The 15525-nt window shown below is 71.7% G+C and carries 14 protein-coding genes; 3 read left to right on the top strand and 11 right to left on the bottom strand.

The features are described from left to right. Nucleotides 1-6 precede the first annotated feature (6 nt). The 7 genes from ALA01S_RS02190 to ALA01S_RS02160 all read right to left on the bottom strand — a co-directional run bounded on the left by ALA01S_RS02190 (nucleotide 7) and on the right by ALA01S_RS02160 (nucleotide 6652). A complete protein-coding gene (locus ALA01S_RS02190; RefSeq protein ID WP_157118705.1) occupies nucleotides 7-1236 on the bottom strand; it encodes a trypsin-like serine peptidase in 1230 nt (409 codons plus the stop codon). A gap of 150 nt (nucleotides 1237-1386) precedes the next feature. After that, on the bottom strand, nucleotides 1387-2079 hold the full coding sequence (locus tag ALA01S_RS02185; protein ID WP_169805834.1) for a PqiC family protein: 693 nt from the start codon (nucleotides 2077-2079) through the stop codon (nucleotides 1387-1389). Between the two features lie 14 nt (nucleotides 2080-2093). Next, nucleotides 2094-3095 carry an MlaD family protein gene (locus ALA01S_RS02180; protein ID WP_066331408.1) on the bottom strand — a complete coding sequence of 334 codons (1002 nt, stop codon included), beginning with the start codon at nucleotides 3093-3095 and terminating at the stop codon, nucleotides 2094-2096. After that, a complete protein-coding gene (locus tag ALA01S_RS02175; protein ID WP_066331607.1) occupies nucleotides 3092-3871 on the bottom strand; it encodes an ABC transporter ATP-binding protein in 780 nt (259 codons plus the stop codon). Before ALA01S_RS02175 ends, ALA01S_RS02180 begins: the two co-directional genes overlap by 4 nt. 5 nt (nucleotides 3872-3876) lie before the next feature. Next, nucleotides 3877-4650, bottom strand: a complete 774-nt coding sequence (locus tag ALA01S_RS02170) for an MlaE family ABC transporter permease (RefSeq protein ID WP_066331405.1) — start codon at nucleotides 4648-4650, stop codon at nucleotides 3877-3879. Between the two features lie 84 nt (nucleotides 4651-4734). After that, nucleotides 4735-5595, bottom strand: coding sequence for a hypothetical protein (locus ALA01S_RS02165; RefSeq protein WP_066331402.1), 861 nt, complete (start codon nucleotides 5593-5595; stop codon nucleotides 4735-4737). A 40-nt stretch (nucleotides 5596-5635) separates the two neighbouring features. Then, a complete protein-coding gene (locus ALA01S_RS02160; RefSeq protein ID WP_238455666.1) occupies nucleotides 5636-6652 on the bottom strand; it encodes a tRNA dihydrouridine synthase in 1017 nt (338 codons plus the stop codon). Between the two features lie 108 nt (nucleotides 6653-6760). Between ALA01S_RS02160 and ALA01S_RS02155 the strand changes: the two genes are divergently transcribed. Next, entirely contained in the window at nucleotides 6761-8011 is a 1251-nt protein-coding gene (locus ALA01S_RS02155; protein WP_084267142.1) for an MFS transporter, read from the top strand. 21 nt (nucleotides 8012-8032) lie between these two features. On the opposite strand, the gene ALA01S_RS02150 is transcribed toward ALA01S_RS02155, so the two are convergent. From ALA01S_RS02150 to putA, 3 genes are all read right to left on the bottom strand, one after another. After that, nucleotides 8033-8515: an RES family NAD+ phosphorylase gene (locus ALA01S_RS02150; RefSeq protein ID WP_066331401.1), complete on the bottom strand. Its 483-nt coding sequence runs from the start codon at nucleotides 8513-8515 to the stop codon at nucleotides 8033-8035. A 1-nt stretch (nucleotide 8516) separates the two neighbouring features. Further along, nucleotides 8517-8954: an Xre family toxin-antitoxin system antitoxin gene (locus tag ALA01S_RS02145; protein WP_066331599.1), complete on the bottom strand. Its 438-nt coding sequence runs from the start codon at nucleotides 8952-8954 to the stop codon at nucleotides 8517-8519. 79 nt (nucleotides 8955-9033) lie between these two features. Then, the gene (gene putA / locus ALA01S_RS02140; RefSeq protein ID WP_066331399.1) at nucleotides 9034-12774 is read right to left on the bottom strand and encodes a trifunctional transcriptional regulator/proline dehydrogenase/L-glutamate gamma-semialdehyde dehydrogenase; all 3741 of its coding nucleotides are present in this window, start codon (nucleotides 12772-12774) and stop codon (nucleotides 9034-9036) included. 168 nt (nucleotides 12775-12942) lie between these two features. Between putA and ALA01S_RS02135 the strand changes: the two genes are divergently transcribed. Next, on the top strand, nucleotides 12943-13536 hold the full coding sequence (locus ALA01S_RS02135; RefSeq protein WP_066331393.1) for a MarC family protein: 594 nt from the start codon (nucleotides 12943-12945) through the stop codon (nucleotides 13534-13536). Nucleotides 13537-13569: 33 nt separating this feature from the next. Then, a complete protein-coding gene (locus tag ALA01S_RS02130; protein ID WP_066331389.1) occupies nucleotides 13570-14265 on the top strand; it encodes an extensin-like domain-containing protein in 696 nt (231 codons plus the stop codon). 83 nt (nucleotides 14266-14348) lie between these two features. Here the strand turns inward: ALA01S_RS02130 and ALA01S_RS02125 are convergent, their stop codons facing one another. Next, complete coding sequence (locus ALA01S_RS02125; protein ID WP_066331386.1) at nucleotides 14349-15413, bottom strand: porin; 1065 nt, start codon at nucleotides 15411-15413, stop codon at nucleotides 14349-14351. Nucleotides 15414-15525 lie beyond the last annotated feature (112 nt).

Below are 15525 nucleotides of genomic sequence, written 5' to 3'. Positions count from 1 at the left end.
CGCCGCTCACGGCGTGGTGCAGCCGCCCTCGGCCGAGCACAGCACGCCCAAGTTGGCCGAGCTGAAATGCGGCGCCACGTAGGTGTTGCCGAAGCTGCCCGTGCAGGACGGGCCGCTGACCACGCCTTCCACGTAGCCGCTGACTTGGTAGGGCTTGTAGTTGCTGATCCACGCGCCGCCGCTGGAGCCGTAGGTCATGTTGCAGCCCTTGACCAGCACGTCCGTGCCCTCGCAGCTCGCCGAATACGTTTCCGCCGTGCACATGGACGTGTAGAGCGTGGAGATATTGCTGGCGTAGCCTATGGAGTGCAGGTTGCGCACGTAGGGAAAATTCATGCGCCAGCCCAGCCAGCCCGTGTAGTAACTCACCGGGCGGCCCGTGGTGGGATTGTTTTGCAGCCGGATGATGGCCACGTCGTTGCGCCGCCCGCCGCCAGAAATCCAGGCATTCAATACCCGCGCCGAGGCCCATCGATATTGGCCATAAGGCGCCGCGCCGTTGCGCTCGGCCGGCACGAAAGTCCAGCCGGATTTGAAGCCGCGGCCCACGTCGTAAACACAGTGCGCCGCCGTGACGATGATGTTCTTGGGTGCGCCGGTGATGCTTTGCGCCGTGCAATAACCGCCGCCGTCAATCAGCAGCTTGCCGATGACTTTCCACGGATAGGCCTGCTGCTGGTTGAGCCAGTAATTGCCGAGGTAGGCGGTGTAGGTGTCGGCCGTGCCGAAATCGATGCTGTCCTTCACCGGGTCGTCGCCGGAGGCGGAAAACCCGGCCGAGGTGCCGGTACTGCCGCTGCCGGCCCCGCTGCCCGGGGCGGGCGCGCTGCGGTTTTTCCGGTCCATTTCATAAAGCATGCGCCACTGCTCGGAGAAGGCCTTTTGCGCCTCGCGCTCGCCGTTGGCGTTGGGCGCGCCCGGGCGCCGCGTGCGCGGCGGCTCGGTCACCGGCGGGGGTTCCTCCCTGAAGGTATTGCCGGACTGATAGCGCGGGTCGGCGTTGGGCGCCGGGGCCCATTCCAGCGGCTTGGCGCTTCTGATTTCCTCTGGCGTGTAAATCTTGTCCGCCGCGCCGAACTGGCTTTTCTCGGCGGCGCCGGGATTGACGAGCGTGGTGGTGGCCGAATTGGATTCGGCCGCTTGCGCCATGGCGGGCAAAACAACGGCGATGGCCAGCAGCGCGCCGCGGCCACAAATGCCAATATATTTCATCGCTTCCCCTTCCAGTGAGGCCATGAAAAAATCGGCCGGGCAAACAGGAAAATGAAGGCGGCCCGAAAATTGATTATGGCGATGGCGGACTCATTCAACCGGACTCCGAGAATCCGGTCTCACGAAAACACCGCAGGGGCCGTCCCCCCAAGAATGGTTGATGGGGACGGAAAATTAAAATGACTTTTGTCCGGCGGGGGCGGCCGGTGCCGTCGAAACGGCCGCCGCCAGCGGCACCACGTCCGCCGCCACGCGCCTGAGCAGCTCGCCCAGCACCTGGGCATGCGCCTGCGGCGTGTCCGCGCCAGCGGACAGCACGTAGCGGCGCTCCAGGCGCTGCAGCGGCGTGCCGTCCGGCGCTTCCAGGCTGCCGCGCACCACGGCGACCAGCTCGTGGCGGTCGCGCCGGTAGTCCAGCGGAGAGAACTCCAGCCGCAGCGAATGGGCCCGCGGCTGCGCCGCCTCCGTGCCGCCGTCGCCATTGGTGTTGCAGGTGGCGTTGCACAGCGTCCACAGCGGCAGCCGCGCACGCAGCTCGCTGGCGAGCTCGCGCGTCATGCCCACCTCGATACGCTCGGCCCAGAAGGTGCCGGGCCAGTCGTCCACCGTGGTGTCGGCGGCGCGGTAGCGCACCCGGCGCGCCAGCAGGTATTCCGGCAACTGCACCCGGCGCACCACCAGCACGGGGCCGGCGGCCGGGGGCGCCTCCGGCTGCGCAGCCTGCACGGCCGGTGCCGCGGCCCCGGCGGGCGGCTCGCCCAGCGTCGGCAAGGCCAGCAGCCTGGCCGAGGGCGGCGCGCTGGCGCAGCCCAGCAGCACGGCGGACAGGGACAGCACCGCGGCGGCGCGGCAGGCGGAAGTCGTCATCAAGTGCGGGCGGCTCATTGGCGGCGGCGGCCGAAGATGACCGCGTTGGGTTGTTCCTCGACCAGCTCGCTGAACTCGCGCAGGCTGCGCGCGGCTTGCGAGAGGTCGCGCACGGCGGCGTCCAGGTCGGCGCGCAGGGGGGCGCCGGGGTCGGCCAGATCGTTGACGCGCTTCATGGCCACCTGCGCGGCCTCGGCCGCGGCGCGGGCGCTTTGCAGCGAGGCCTGCAGCTCCGGCTGCGCGGCGGCCACGGTCTGGCGGCTGGTCTCCAGCAGGCGGTTGACGCCCTGCAGGCTGGCCGTGGCGGTGGTGCGCAGCTCGTTCATGGCGGCCGTGGCCGCGCCCAAGGTGCGCTGGCCTTCGCCGGCCAGGCCGTTGACCTGCTTGGCCACGCCGTCCAGCGCCTCGCGCGCGCTGGTGACGGTGGCGCGCGTCTCCACCAGCGTCTCGTTGAGCGTCTGCAGCGTGGTGCGCAAATCCATCACCGTCTCGCGCAGCGGCAGTTGCGCCACCTGGTCGAACAGGGCGTCGAAGCGGTCACGCGTTGCGGGAATCTCGGGGTAGGCGCCCGCGTTGGCCGTGGCGGCCGGCGGCGGCGTGCCGTCCTCGACGAAATCCAGGTCGATGAGCTTTTGCCCGGTCACGAAGCTCTGCGCCACCAGCCGCGCGCGCAGGCCGCGCTGCACCAGGGCGGGCAGCTCCGGCGGGGCGGCCCGCCCGCCGGTGGCGTTGCCGAAGCGCACGCTGTTGGGGTTCAGGCGCACGCGCACGGGAATGCGCGCGTCCAGCGACTGCTGTTCGACCTCGATGCCGATGTCCTCCACCTGGCCCACGGGCACGCCGCGGAAGGTCACGGGCGCGCCCACGTACAGGCCGGCCACGCCGCCCTGGAAGTAGATGATGGCCAGCGTCTGCTTGCGAAAGAGGCTGTTGCCGCTGAGCCAGAGCACGGTGGCCACGATGAGCGCCAGCGCACCCAGCGCGAAGCCGCCGACGAGCAGGGCGTGTTTTTTCATGGTCGTGCAGGGGGTTCCTCGCGGCGCAGGAAGGCGCGCACGGTGGGGTGGGTGTCGGCGGCGTCGCGCAGCGCGCGCGGGCTGCCGCGGGCGATGGGCTGGCGGCTGTCGTCGTCCAGGTAGATGCCGTCGTCGGCGATGGCAAACAGGCTGGGCAGCTCGTGGCTGACCATGACCACCGCCGCGCCGGTGCGCTCGCGGATGTCGAGCACCAGGTCGTCCAGCCGCCGCGCGCTGATGGGGTCCAGGCCGGCCGAGGGCTCGTCCAGAAACAGCAGCGGCGGCTCCGCCGCGATGGCCCGCGCCAGCCCGGCGCGCTTCTTCATGCCGCCGGAGAGGCGGTCCGGCAGGTAACCGGCGAAGCTTTCCAGGCTCACCCAGCCCAGCACCTCCATCGCGCGCTCGCGGCGCGCGGCGGCATTGAGGTCGGTGAGCTGCTCCAGCGGCAGCATCACGTTGTCCAGCACCGTCATGGCGCTCCACAGCGCCGCGCTCTGGAACAGCATCCCGCAGCGCGCGCGCAAGCGGGCGCGGGTGGCCGCGTCGCTGGCCCAGTAGTCCACGCCGCGGTGCAGCACCTGGCCGCCGGCGGGGGCGAGCAGGCCGATCATGTGGCGCAGCAGCGTGCTCTTGCCCACGCCGGAGCCGCCCATGACGGCAAAGATGGTGCGCGGCGCCACGGTGAAGCTGACGCCGCGCTGGATGAGCCGCGTGCCGAAGCGCATCTCCAGGTTCTTCACTTCCACCAGCGGGGCGTCGTCCTGCGGCGTGGCCATGGCGCTCACACCCCCACCGCGTTGGCCAGGATGGCGAAGAGCGAATCCACCACGATCACGCCCACGATGCTCACCACCACGGCCTTGGTGGTGGCGCGGCCGACGCCCGCGGCGTTGCGCTGCGCGTGCAGCCCGCAGTAGCAGCCCACGATGCCGATGAGCGCGCCGAAGACCACGGACTTCACCAGGCCCAGCCCCAGGTGGCTCCAGCCCAGGATGATGGCCGTGCGGTCCATGTAGGCCTGGGGCGCGAGCTGCAGCATGCCGCTGCCCACCAGTGCCCCGCCCACCAGCCCGGCGAGACACGCGTAGATGTAGAGCAGCGGCAGCAGCAGCAGCAGCGACAGCACGCGCGGCAGCACGAGGTAGGGGACCGGGTCGATGCCCAGCACCTCGTAGGCGTCGATCTCCTCGTTGGCCTGCATGGTGGCCAGCTCCGCGGCGAAGGCGGCACCGGTGCGCCCGCACATGACCACGGCGGTGATGACGGCGGCCATCTCGCGCGCCACGGCGATGCCCACGAGGTCGGCCACGTAGATGCCCGCGCCGAACTTCACGAGCTGCACCGCGCCCACGAAGGCCAGGATGGAACCCACCAGCAGGTTCACGCCCGTGACGATGGGCAGCGCCCGCGCGCTGGACTCGGTGGACACGCGCGCCAGGTCGCGCGCACTGATCCTGGCCCGCCCCCGCACCAGCCCCACACCGGCGAGCAGCACCTGGCCCAGGAAGGAAACGGGCTGGACCAACACGGCGGCGGAGAGGTGGGGCAGGGGCATCGGGGCGGCTGGAGCAGTTTGCGTGCCGAGGCCGCATGTTACAGACGGCTTCCGGGCCGCCCGCTGAAGCCAACGCTGGCCGCCTCAGGAGCCGCCTTCTCCCAGCCAACCCTGTTCCTCGCTCATCTCCCGCTCCAGCGGCACCGCCCGCGCCAGCGCCATCCAGAGGTCAAAGCGCATGGGGCCGATGCGCGAGGGCGCCGGCCGAGCGCATTCCAGCGCGGTGGGCGTGGCGATGAGCACGCCGCACTCCGGCGGCACGTCCTCGGGGCCGCCTATGCCTTCGGCCAGCACGTACCAGCACTCGCCGGCCATGCCGAGGTACGCCGCGCGCTTCTCCGGCTTCCTCAGGTCCGACAGCAGGTCGGCGCGGCGCACCTTGATCTCGTGCACCAGCGGCTGGAGGTAGGCCTCCACGCTGGTGTAGCGGATGGAGAACACGTCCGGCCGCGCCTGGACCCAGCGCAGCTTGCCCATCTGGCCCATCTGTCCGGGCCGGAGGGGCGGTTCGTCCTCGAACCCCAGCCCCGCGGGCAGCGCCTCGGTGGAGGCCAGGGGCGGCGCGTGCGGCAGCCCCGCGGCGGTGACGGCCACGGCCTGCGTGGGCGAGGTCACGGCCACCTGGGCCCGCAATTTCAGCTCCGTGTAGACGATGCGGCCGCTGCGCTGCAGGTGGCGCGCCACGCGCTGCACCAGGGCCTCGTGCGCGTCGAAGGCGCGGCGGTTGCGCTGGCGGCCCTGGGCCAGGGCGGCGATGCCGGCCTCGGTCAGGCGCAGCCGCTCGCGGCCGTCCTCCAGCAGCCGCTCCAGCAGCCCGGCGGCCAGCAGCTCGGCCTCCAATAAATCCTGGCAAGGCCAGCCGGCTGAGCGCCACAGCTCGCTCAGGCGCCGCACGTGAAAGCGCGTCAGCGCGAAGGGCAAAGAGGACAGGGACGGTTCTTCCATCGCCGGTACGGCTCCAGGGGCGAGGGGCCCGCGCGCCCCATCAGGCCAGGGCCTCGTCGGCCGCCGGGTGCAGGGCCTGGGCCCAGGTGCGGCGCTGCGGCTTCGGGATGTCGATGTGCGCCGCCTCCTCGCCGAAGACGGCCGCCGCCGCCTGGCGCGGGTCGTTGACGGTGCGCACGGCGTCGTAGGTGGACTGCGCCTCGGGGTAGGTGCGGCGCAGGTAGTTGAGCCACTGCTTCAAACGGCCGGCGCGGTGGCGCGGATCGACGCGGCGGCAGACGTGCACCCAGAAGTCCAGCATCAGCGGCAGCAGCTCGGCCCAGGCGATGCCGCCGCCTTCGCCGCGTATGGCCAGCGCCAGCCCCGGGTTGCTGACGATGCCGCGGCCCAGCATCAGCGACTCGCAACCGGACGCCTCGCGGCAGCGGCGGGCGTCCTCCACCGTCCAGATCTCGCCGTTGGCCACCATGGGGATGCGCACGGCGGCGCGGATGTCGGCCACGCGCTCCCAGTAGGCCGGCGGCTTGTAGCCGTGGACCTTGGTGCGGGCGTGGACGACGAGCTCGTCGGCGCCCGCGGCCTCGATGGCGCGGGCGTTGTCCTCGGCGCGGCTGTCGTCGTTGAAGCCCAGGCGCATCTTGGCCGACACGGGCATGTGCGCCGGCACGGCGCGGCGCACGGCCGCGACGATGCGAAACACCAGCTCCGGGTCCTGCAGCAGCATGGCGCCGCCGCCGTGGCGGTTGACGACCTTGGCCGGGCAGCCGAAGTTGAGGTCTATCCCCGCGGGGCCCAGCGAGGCCAGGCGGGCGGCGTTCTCGGCCAGGCACTGCTCGTCCGAGCCCAGCAGTTGGGCGCGAACGGGCGTGCCGGCGCGGGTGCGACCGCCTTGCAGCAGCTCCGGAACGACGCGCGTGAAGGCGCGCTCCGGCAGCAGCGTGCCGGTGACGCGTATGAATTCGGAGACGCAGCGGTCCAGGCCGCCCACGCGGGAGAGCGTTTCGCGCAGGGGATGATCGAGTAGGCCCTCCATGGGGGCCAGCAGCAGCAGGCTCATGAGGGGGCGCATGGTAAGGGGCCGGCGTCCCACCCTGTGGCAGGACGGGCGATGGCCCCGCGCCCCTTGCGCCACCGCGGCACGCTTTCCGCGCAATCCTCACGCCCCATGCAGCTCCCCAGTTCCGCCGCCTCGCCGGCATCGCCCGCCGCCGCCGAAGCCGCGGCTTCCACCGAGACCGTCTCCGCCCTGTCCATCGCCGCGCTGGCCCTGGCCGCCTTCGGCTCCGGCGTGTCGCTGCGCGTCAACGACGCGCTGCTGCCGCGCCTGGCCGGCGAGTTCCACGTGACGCTGGCCGAGGCCGCGCAGGTGGTGAGCGTCTTCGCCATCGCCTACGGGCTGGCGCAACTCTTCTTTGGGCCGACGGGCGAGCGCCATGGCAAGTACCGGGTGATCGCCTGGGGCTGCATAGGCTGCGCGTTGGCCTCGGCGCTGTGCGGCGTGGCGCCGGGGTTCGATGCGCTGCGGGCCTTGCGCGGCCTGGCCGGGGTGACGTCGGCGGCCATCATTCCGCTGTCCATGGCCTGGATCGGCGACGTGGTGCCCTACGAAAAGCGCCAGCCGGTGCTGGCACGCTTTCTGATCGGCCAGATCCTGGGCCTGTCGGCCGGCGTGTGGCTCGGCGGCTTCGCCGCGGACCACCTGGGCTGGCGCGTGCCGTATTTCATCCTGGCCGCGCTGTTCACGGTGGTGTCGGTGGCGCTCTTCATCGTGGAGCGCGGCTTGCCGGCGCATGCCCGCAAGCGGCAGCCGCCGGGCGCGGGCTCGGCGCTTGGGCGCATCGCGGGCGATTTCGGCTACGTGCTGTCGCAGCGTTGGGCGCGGGTGATCCTGGTGAGCGTGTTCCTGGAGGCGGTGGCGCTGTACGGGCCCTTCGCCTTCATCGCCGCGCACCTGCACGAGCGTTTCAACCTGTCGCTTTCGGCGGCGGGTTCGCTGTTGATGCTGTTCGGCTTCGGCGGCTTCATCTTCGCCTTGGCCTCGGGGCGGCTGGTGTCGCGCTTGGGCGAAGTGGGCCTGGCGCGCTGGGGCGGGAGCTTCATGGCCGTGTCCATGGCGCTGGTGGCCTTCGCGCCGCATTGGGCGCTGGCCGTGCCGGGCTGCCTGGGCATGGGGCTGGGCTTCTACATGCTGCACAACACGCTTCAGGTCAACGCCACGCAGATGGCGCCCCAGCGGCGCGGGCCGGCGGTGTCGGCGTTCGCCTCGCTCTTCTTCCTGGGGCAGTCGGCGGGGGTCGTCATCGCCGGGTGGCTGATGGCGCGCTGGGGGTCCACGGTGACGATTGCGCTGGGGGCGGCGGGAGTGCTGGCGGTGGCTTGGACGTTCGGGGGCCTGAGGGCGGGGAAGGGGGCTTGAGGAAGGCGCGGACCCACCCCTTCAACCCCTGATGTCACGCAGCAGCCGGATGTCGGTTTCCAACGGCTCCGCTTCGCCTGTGCCGATGCGTCGGAAATCCGGGTGCAAAGGATTGAGCAGGTAGTTGCGCTCCGCCGGCATCACGGCACTGGGCACGGCCAGCACGGCGCCATCGGCCCGTGCCAGCCAGTCGGCGCCCAAGGTTTGCAGGACGTCCCGGGCAGCGAGGGTGCGCCAGTGCGGCGGCAAGTCCGACAGCGACAGCTCCACGACTTTCAAATCCGACGGCAAGGTCGCCGGTATGAGCATGTAGTGCGCACGAAGCGGCTCGTCCTGCACCAGCATTTCGAGCAATGCCAGCGAGCGGCTCTCAGCGGTGTAGACCAGAGGCTGGCCCACCCGATTCCAGCGCCCGCCATACAGCCGCGCCCCCTCGCCGGAAAAAGCGCTGGCGGCGAAGCGTTTGGTGGTGATGCGCCAGACCGTCCGTTCAAGGCCCGCCATTTCAGGCAAAAACGCCGTGTTCGATGCGGCCCAAGGTGTCCAGCACCGCGGAGGCGCCCAGGTCCGTGTCGAGCAGGGACACCGGCGTTGCGCCACCCAAAGCGCCATTGGGCGCCTTGAGCCAGTCCAGCGCCGCGCGCTCGTCCTCGAACACTTGCGCGGCTCGCTCCACGACACGCGCCAAGCGCACGAGCTTGGCCGACTCTTCCCTGCTGAGCACGCCTTCGCGCTTGCGCCTCGCCAGCGTGCGCTCGGGAATGTCCAGCGCCTGCGCCAGCTCGCTTTGTGCCATGCCCACGGCCCGCACGGCGGCGTCCACGACACCTGCCGGCAGGCCTTGGCGGACCAGCGTGAGCCATTCCAAAGGCAGGTTCGGACGCCCCCGGAGCACGTTTTCTCCACCCAGTACGGCAGAGGCCTGCAATGTCATGACGCTCATGGGTACGTGCTCCTTGCAAAGGTTTTCCGCCATATGGCAATCGGCTTCGTCAATTTTGGCACTCCTTTGCAAGCGATGCTCACCCCATCGCCATCAACCCCACATTTCCCCCGGCCGCCGCCGTGTTGACGCACACGCTGCGCTCCACCATCAGCCGCTCCGGCGGCATGCAGGCCACGTCGCGCAGCCCCGGCGCGCCGGCCAGCAGCGGGACGATGGCGCCCGCCCGCCGCGCCAGCGCCTGGTTCAGCGCCAGCACGCGGTCCGGCACGTCCAGCGCGACGGCCAGGTCTACATCCGCCGCCAGCGCCTCGCGTGACAACGCCACCCGCTCGCGCACCGGTTGCGGCAGCGCGGCCAGCAGCTCGCGCGTGAGGGCCGAGTCCGCCCACAGCGCCTGGGCATCGGTGCCCAGCACCAGCGCCAGCAGGAAAAGCAGGTCGCCGCGCGCCGAGGCTTGGCACAGCACGCGCCGGCGCGGCAGCAGGCTGTAGACGTTGCGCTCGCCCGTCGGCCCGGGCAGCAGCGCGCTCAGGCCCGCGGGGCTGTCGGACAGCAGGGCGTCGCAGGCGGCCATGAGCGCCTCGTCCGGCGCCTTGCCGTCCGCCAGCCAGCCGCGCAGCAGGCGCAGCGGCAGCAGGCGCGGCGCGGGCGCCGCAACGCCCGCCTGCGCCACCGGTCCGGGTGCCGGCAAGGCCAGCGCGTGCCGCGCACACAGCCGCCGCACCAGCAGCGGCCCGCCCGCCTTGGGGCCGGTGCCGGACAAGCCTTCGCCGCCGAAGGGCTGCACGCCCACCACCGCGCCGATCATGTTGCGGTTGACGTACTGGTTGCCCACGCGGGCGCGCGAGGTCACCAGCGCCATCGTCTCGTCGATGCGCGTGTGCAGGCCCAGCGTCAGGCCGTAGCCCGTGGCCTCCATGTGCTTGAGCAATTCCTCCAACCCGTCGCGCCGCCAGCGCAGCACGTGCAGCACCGGCCCAAACACCTCGCCGGGGAGCTGCGACCAGTCGTCCAGCTCGATGACGGTCGGCTGGATGAAACTGCCGTTGGCCTGCAGCGACTCGTCCAGTGCCGCCCGCGTCACGCGCAGGCCCAGGGCGCGCATGCGATCCACGTGCTTTTCCACGCCCGCGCGCGCGGCCTCGTCGATGACCGGGCCCACGTCGGTGGACAGCGCGTCCGGCCGGCCCACGCGCAGCTCGGCCATCGCCCCCAGCAGCATGTGCAGCACGCGCTCGGCCACCTCCTGCTGCAGGCACAGCACGCGCAGCGCCGAGCAGCGCTGGCCGGCGCTGTCGAAGGCGCTGGCCAGCACGTCGGCCACCACCTGCTCGGCCAGCGCGGAGGAATCCACCAGCATGGCGTTGAGCCCGCCCGTCTCGGCCACCAGCAGCGGCGGGGCGCCTTGCGCGTCCAGCCGGCCGGCCAGCACTTCCCGCAGCCGCCTGGCGACGGTGGTCGATCCGGTGAACAGCACGCCGCGCACGCGCTCATCCGACGCCAGTGCCATGCCCACCGCCTCGCCGCTGCCGGGCAGCAGTTGCAGCGCCGCGCCGGGCACGCCGGCCGCGTGCAGCAGCTTCACCATCTCGGCGGCCACCAGCGGGGTCTGGCGGGCGGGCTTGCAGATCACGGCGTTGCCCGCGGCCAGGGCCGCGGCGAGCTGGCCGGTGAAGATCGCCAGCGGGAAATTCCAGGGGCTGATGCAGGCGATGGGGCCCAGCGGCAGCGCCCCTTCGCCCAACGCGGTGCGGGCCTGAAGCGCGGCGTAGCGCAGCGCGTCCACGGCCTCGCGCACCTCGCCCACGGCGGCGGGCACGGTCTTGCCGGCCTCGCGGACGATCAGGCCCACCAGCCACTGGAGCTGGTCCTCCAGCGCGTCGGCGGCGCGCTCCAGCAGGTCGGCGCGCTGTGCGGGCGGCGTGTCGCCCCAGGCCGGCTGCACGGCGGCGGCGGCGTCCAGCGCTTCCTTGACCTCTTCCGGCCGTGCCTCGTGCACGGTGCCCACGCGGTCGCGCCGGTCGGCCGGGTTGAGCACGGGTTGCGGCAGGTCGCCCGGGCGCGGCTGGCCCGCCACCAGCGGCGCAGCCGACCAGTCGCGCCGCACGCCGTGCAGCAGTCCCGCGGCCAGCGAGGCCAGCCGGTGCTCGTTGGCGAGGTCCACGCCGCAGGCGTTCAGCCGCTGGCCGCCAAAGAGGTTGCGCGGCAGCGGGATGGCGGCATGCGGCAGCCCGGCCGCGCCTTCGGCCTGCGCGGCGCGCTCCACCAGCGCCACCGGGTCGGCCACCAGCGTGTCCACGGCCACCGAGGCATCGGCGATGCGGTTGACGAAGCTCGTGTTGGCCCCGTTCTCCAGCAGCCGCCGCACCAGGTAGGCCAGCAGCGTCTCGTGCGTGCCCACGGGGGCGTAGATGCGGCAGGGGCGCCCAAGCCCGCCCTCGGACATGGGCGGGACGACCATCTCGTACAGCGGCTCGCCCATGCCGTGCAGGCACTGGAACTCGTAGCGGCCGGGCGCCCAGTCGCCGGCCATCTGCACCAGCGCGGCCACGGTGTGGGCGTTGTGGGTGGCGAACTGCGGGTAGACGGCCTCCGGTGCCGCCAGCACCCGCCGCGCGCAGGCCAGATACGCCACGTCGGTATGCGCCTTGCGGGTGAAGACGGCGTAGTCCTCCAGGCCGTCCACTTGGGCGCGCTTGATCTCGCTGTCCCAGTACGCGCCCTTGACCAGCCGCAGCATCAGGCGCCGCCGGCTGCGCCGGGCGAGGTCTATGCAAAAGCCGATCACGTGCGGGCTGCGCTTTTGGTAGGCCTGCACGGCCAGGCCCAGGCCGTTCCAGCCGGCCAGCGCCGTTTCGCCGCACAGGCGCTGCAGCAGGTCCAGCGACAGCTCCAGCCGGTCGGCCTCCTCGGCGTCCAGGTTCAAGGCGATGCCGTGGTGCTGCGCCAGCAGCGCCAGGTGCAGCAGGCGGGGATACAGCTCGTCCATGACCCGCCCGTGCTGCGCGCGACAGTAGCGCGGGTGCAGCGCCGACAGCTTGATGGAGATGCCCGGCCCTTCCAGCAGGCCGCGCCCGGCCAGGGCGATACCCAGGGCATGTATGGCGTGCTCGTAGGCGGCGGTGTAGCGCTGGGCGTCTTCCTGCGTCAGCGCCGCCTCGCCCAGCATGTCGAAGGAGTACGTGAAGCCTTGGGACTCGCGGCGGCGGGCGCGGGAGAGGGCTTCGCCAATGGTCTGGCCGCAGACGAACTGCTCGCCCAACAGCCGCATGGCCAGGTCCACGCCCTTGCGCAGCAGCGGCTCGCCGCTGCGGGCCAGCACGCGGTTCAGCGCGTGGCGCAGCCCCGTCTCGCCGTTGTTCTGGACCATGCGGCCGCCCAACAGCAGGCCCCAGGCGGCGGCGTTGACGAACTTGGAGCCGCTGCGGCCCAAGTGTGCGGCCCAATCGCCCTCGCCCAGCTTGTCGCGGATCAGCGCGTCGCGCGTGGCGGTGTCGGGGATGCGCAGCAGCGCCTCGGCCAGGCACATCAGCGCCACGCCCTCCTGGGAGGACAGCGAGAACTCCCGCATCAGCCCCGGCACCAGCCCTTCCCGCGAGCCGCCGGTGGCGCGCTCGCGCAGCCGCCGCGCCAGCGACGCGGCCAGCGTGTGCGCCGCAGCGGCCTGCGCCGGCGCCAGGCGCGCCGCGCCCAGCAGCGGCGCCAGGGCTTCGCTTTCCGGGCGCCGGCAGGCCGCGGTGATGGCCGCGCGCAGCACGGACTGCGGCTGCAACTGGCCGGCGAAGTCCAGGAAGAAGGGGATTTCCATGCGTTCCATCCGGTCCGGTCCTTCCGTTGGGCGTGTTGCCCGGCCGCGCCGCTGGGCAGCCAGCGCGGCGCCGGCGCATCGTAGGATGCGCGCCCCCGCCGCCACCGCGGCGCGGACATCGCCACGTCGGGCTCACGAGGTCCGCCGCGCATTCACACGTCTGGAGGAACCGATCCCTTGGAACACACGTTTGTTTCCGCCCTGGTGCTGTTGCTGCTGGTGCTGGACCCGCTGGGCAGCCTGCCCGTGTTCATCTCGGTGCTGCGCGGCGTGCCGCCGCAGCGCCGCACGCGCGTGGCGCTGCGCGAGACGGCCATCGCCTTCCTGGTGCTGCTGGGCTTCATGTTCGGCGGCAAGCACTTCCTGGAGTTGATGCACCTGTCGGAGCGTTCGCTGGAGGTGGCCGGCGGGGTGATCCTGCTCGTGATCGCCATGCGCATGATCTTCGCCAGCGGCGGCAGCCTCTATGCCGCCGAGGCGCGCGAGCCCTTCATCTTTCCGCTGGCCGTGCCGCTGCTGGCCGGCCCCTCGGCCATGGCCACGGTGCTGCTGCTGGCCTCGCGCGCGCCGCAACGCATGGCCGACTGGGTGGCCGCGCTGACCGTGGCCATGGCGGTGTGCGGCGTGGTGATGCTGGCCAGCGAGCGCATGCGCCGGCTGTTGGGCGACTCGGTGGTCAGCGCCATGGAAAAGCTCATGGGGCTGGTGCTCACCGCCATCGCCGTGGAAATGATCCTGGCCGGGATCAAGCGCTACTTCTTCGGGGGCTGAGGCCCCGGCACCGCCCTTGCCGGGCGGCGCGGCATGGCCGACTTCCTACGCCTGGCGGTGCTGCTGCTGGTGCTGCTGGCGCTGCCCTCGCCGCAGGGGCGCGGGGGCATCCCCGAGCGCTGGCTGCCCTGGGCGCCGCTGCGCATTGCCGACAAGCCCAATCTGCTCACGCCGTTCAAGCTGTCGCGGCTTGGGCGTGATGCGGCGCTGTGCCGCGCCGTGCTGGACGAAGCGCCGCAACTGCAGGCCACGCCCGTGCCCGACCGCGAGGTGGGCCAGGGCTGCCGCCTCACCGACGCGGTGCGCGTCACGCGCACGGCCTTCGCGCTGGAGACGCCTTTTCTGTTGAGCTGCCGCGGCGCCGTGGCGCTGGCGCTGTGGGAAACGCACGTGGTGCAGCCGGCGGCGCAGGAACTGTTGGGCGCGCCCGTGGCGCGCATGCAGCACCTGGGCAGCCTGGCCTGCCGCGACGTGGCCGGGCGCGCGGGCCGGCGCAGCCGCCATGCGCAAGCCGACGCGCTGGACGTGGCCGGCTTCACCCTGGCCGACGGTCGCCGCGTGAGCGTGCTGCGCGACTGGCGCGATGCCAAGTCGCCCGCCGGCAGCTTCCTGCGCGAGGTGCACCGCGGCGGCTGCCGCAGCTTCAACGGCGTGCTGGGGCCCGACTACAACGCCGCCCATGCCGACCACCTGCACCTGGAGATGGGCGGCGGACGCTTTTGCCGCTGAAGGCGGCTGAAAGGGCCGCGCCCATGAAAAAAGGGCGGTGCCTTGCGGCACCGCCCCTGAACAGGATCTTCGAAGAAACGGGATCAGAAGTCGTGCTTGACGCCCACGCCGAAGGTCGTGGTCTTCTCGCCGGCCACAGGCTGGCGCGAGCTGATGGAGGTCAGCGAGGACGCGCCGGCATTGGCGTCAGCGACGGCCACTTGCGCGTACAGCGTGGTGCGCTTGGACAGGGCGTAGTCGTCGCTCAGGACCAGGGTCTTGGTCTTGTCGTCGGCGGCCTTCTTGTCCTTGCCCTGGTAGTAGGCCAGGGTGACGGTGTTGGCGCCGAAGGCGTAGTCCACGCCCAGGCCCCACACGTCCACCTTGGTCTCGCGGCCGGCCGCGACCACGCCCGCGTCGGACTTGGTGTGCAGGTAAATGCCCTTGACCTTGACCGGACCCAGCGGCAGCGCGGCGCCCAGGCCGTACTGCTTGACGTCGCCCGTGGCTGCCGCGATGTTGGTGGTCTGCTGGTACGAGGCCGACACGGTCACCGGGCCGGTGTAGGAGGCGCCGAGGGAGGCGACCTTGCCCGCGCCACCGCGGCCGGCCTGCTCGCCGAAAGCGTAGGCCGCACCCACGTTCACCGGGCCGAAGCTGTTGCTGTAGGACACCGCGTTGCCCAGGAACACGCCGATGTCGCTGCTGGGAGAAGCGGGGGAGGCGGCTTGAATCTGGTTCAGCGCGTAGGGATACAGGCCGGAGAGCTGCTCCTTCATGCCGCGCGGGTCGGTGCCCAGGTGCGCCAGCAGGGCCGGCGAGTACTGGCGGCCCAGGGCCACCGAGCCGAAAGCACCCTTGACACCGACGTTGGCCTGGCGACGGAACAGTCCGCCGGTGGTCGCGCCGGTGTCGGCGTTGATATGGCTTTCCAGGTTGAAGAAGGCGCTCAGGCCGCTGCCCAGGTCTTCCGTGCCGCGCAGGCCCCAGATGCTCGGAGCGATGCCGCCGTTGTAGAGCTCGGACAGGCCGTCGCCGGCGGCGGTGGTCTTGTTGGTGTACTGGTAGCCCAGGTCCACGCGGCCGTACAGAGTGACGTTGGATTGGGCGTTGGCGGCCGAGACGGCGGCCAGGGCGGCCAGTGCGATCAGGCTGTGCTTGAGTTTCATGTGCAGGTCTCCTTAGATGGAATGCGTGGGCGCGGACGACTCTCGAACCGACGGGCCGTGCCGGCACCAGAGGCCGCATCGCGCTGGGCGATACCGGCTGGTTTCTCGGCGA

It is taken from the genome of Azohydromonas lata NBRC 102462 (assembly GCF_001571085.1).
Taxonomy (GTDB): Bacteria; Pseudomonadota; Gammaproteobacteria; order Burkholderiales; family Burkholderiaceae_C; genus Azohydromonas; species Azohydromonas lata.
Note: the sequence above shows the minus strand (reverse complement) of the source record. Positions and strands in the feature narration are given on the sequence as shown.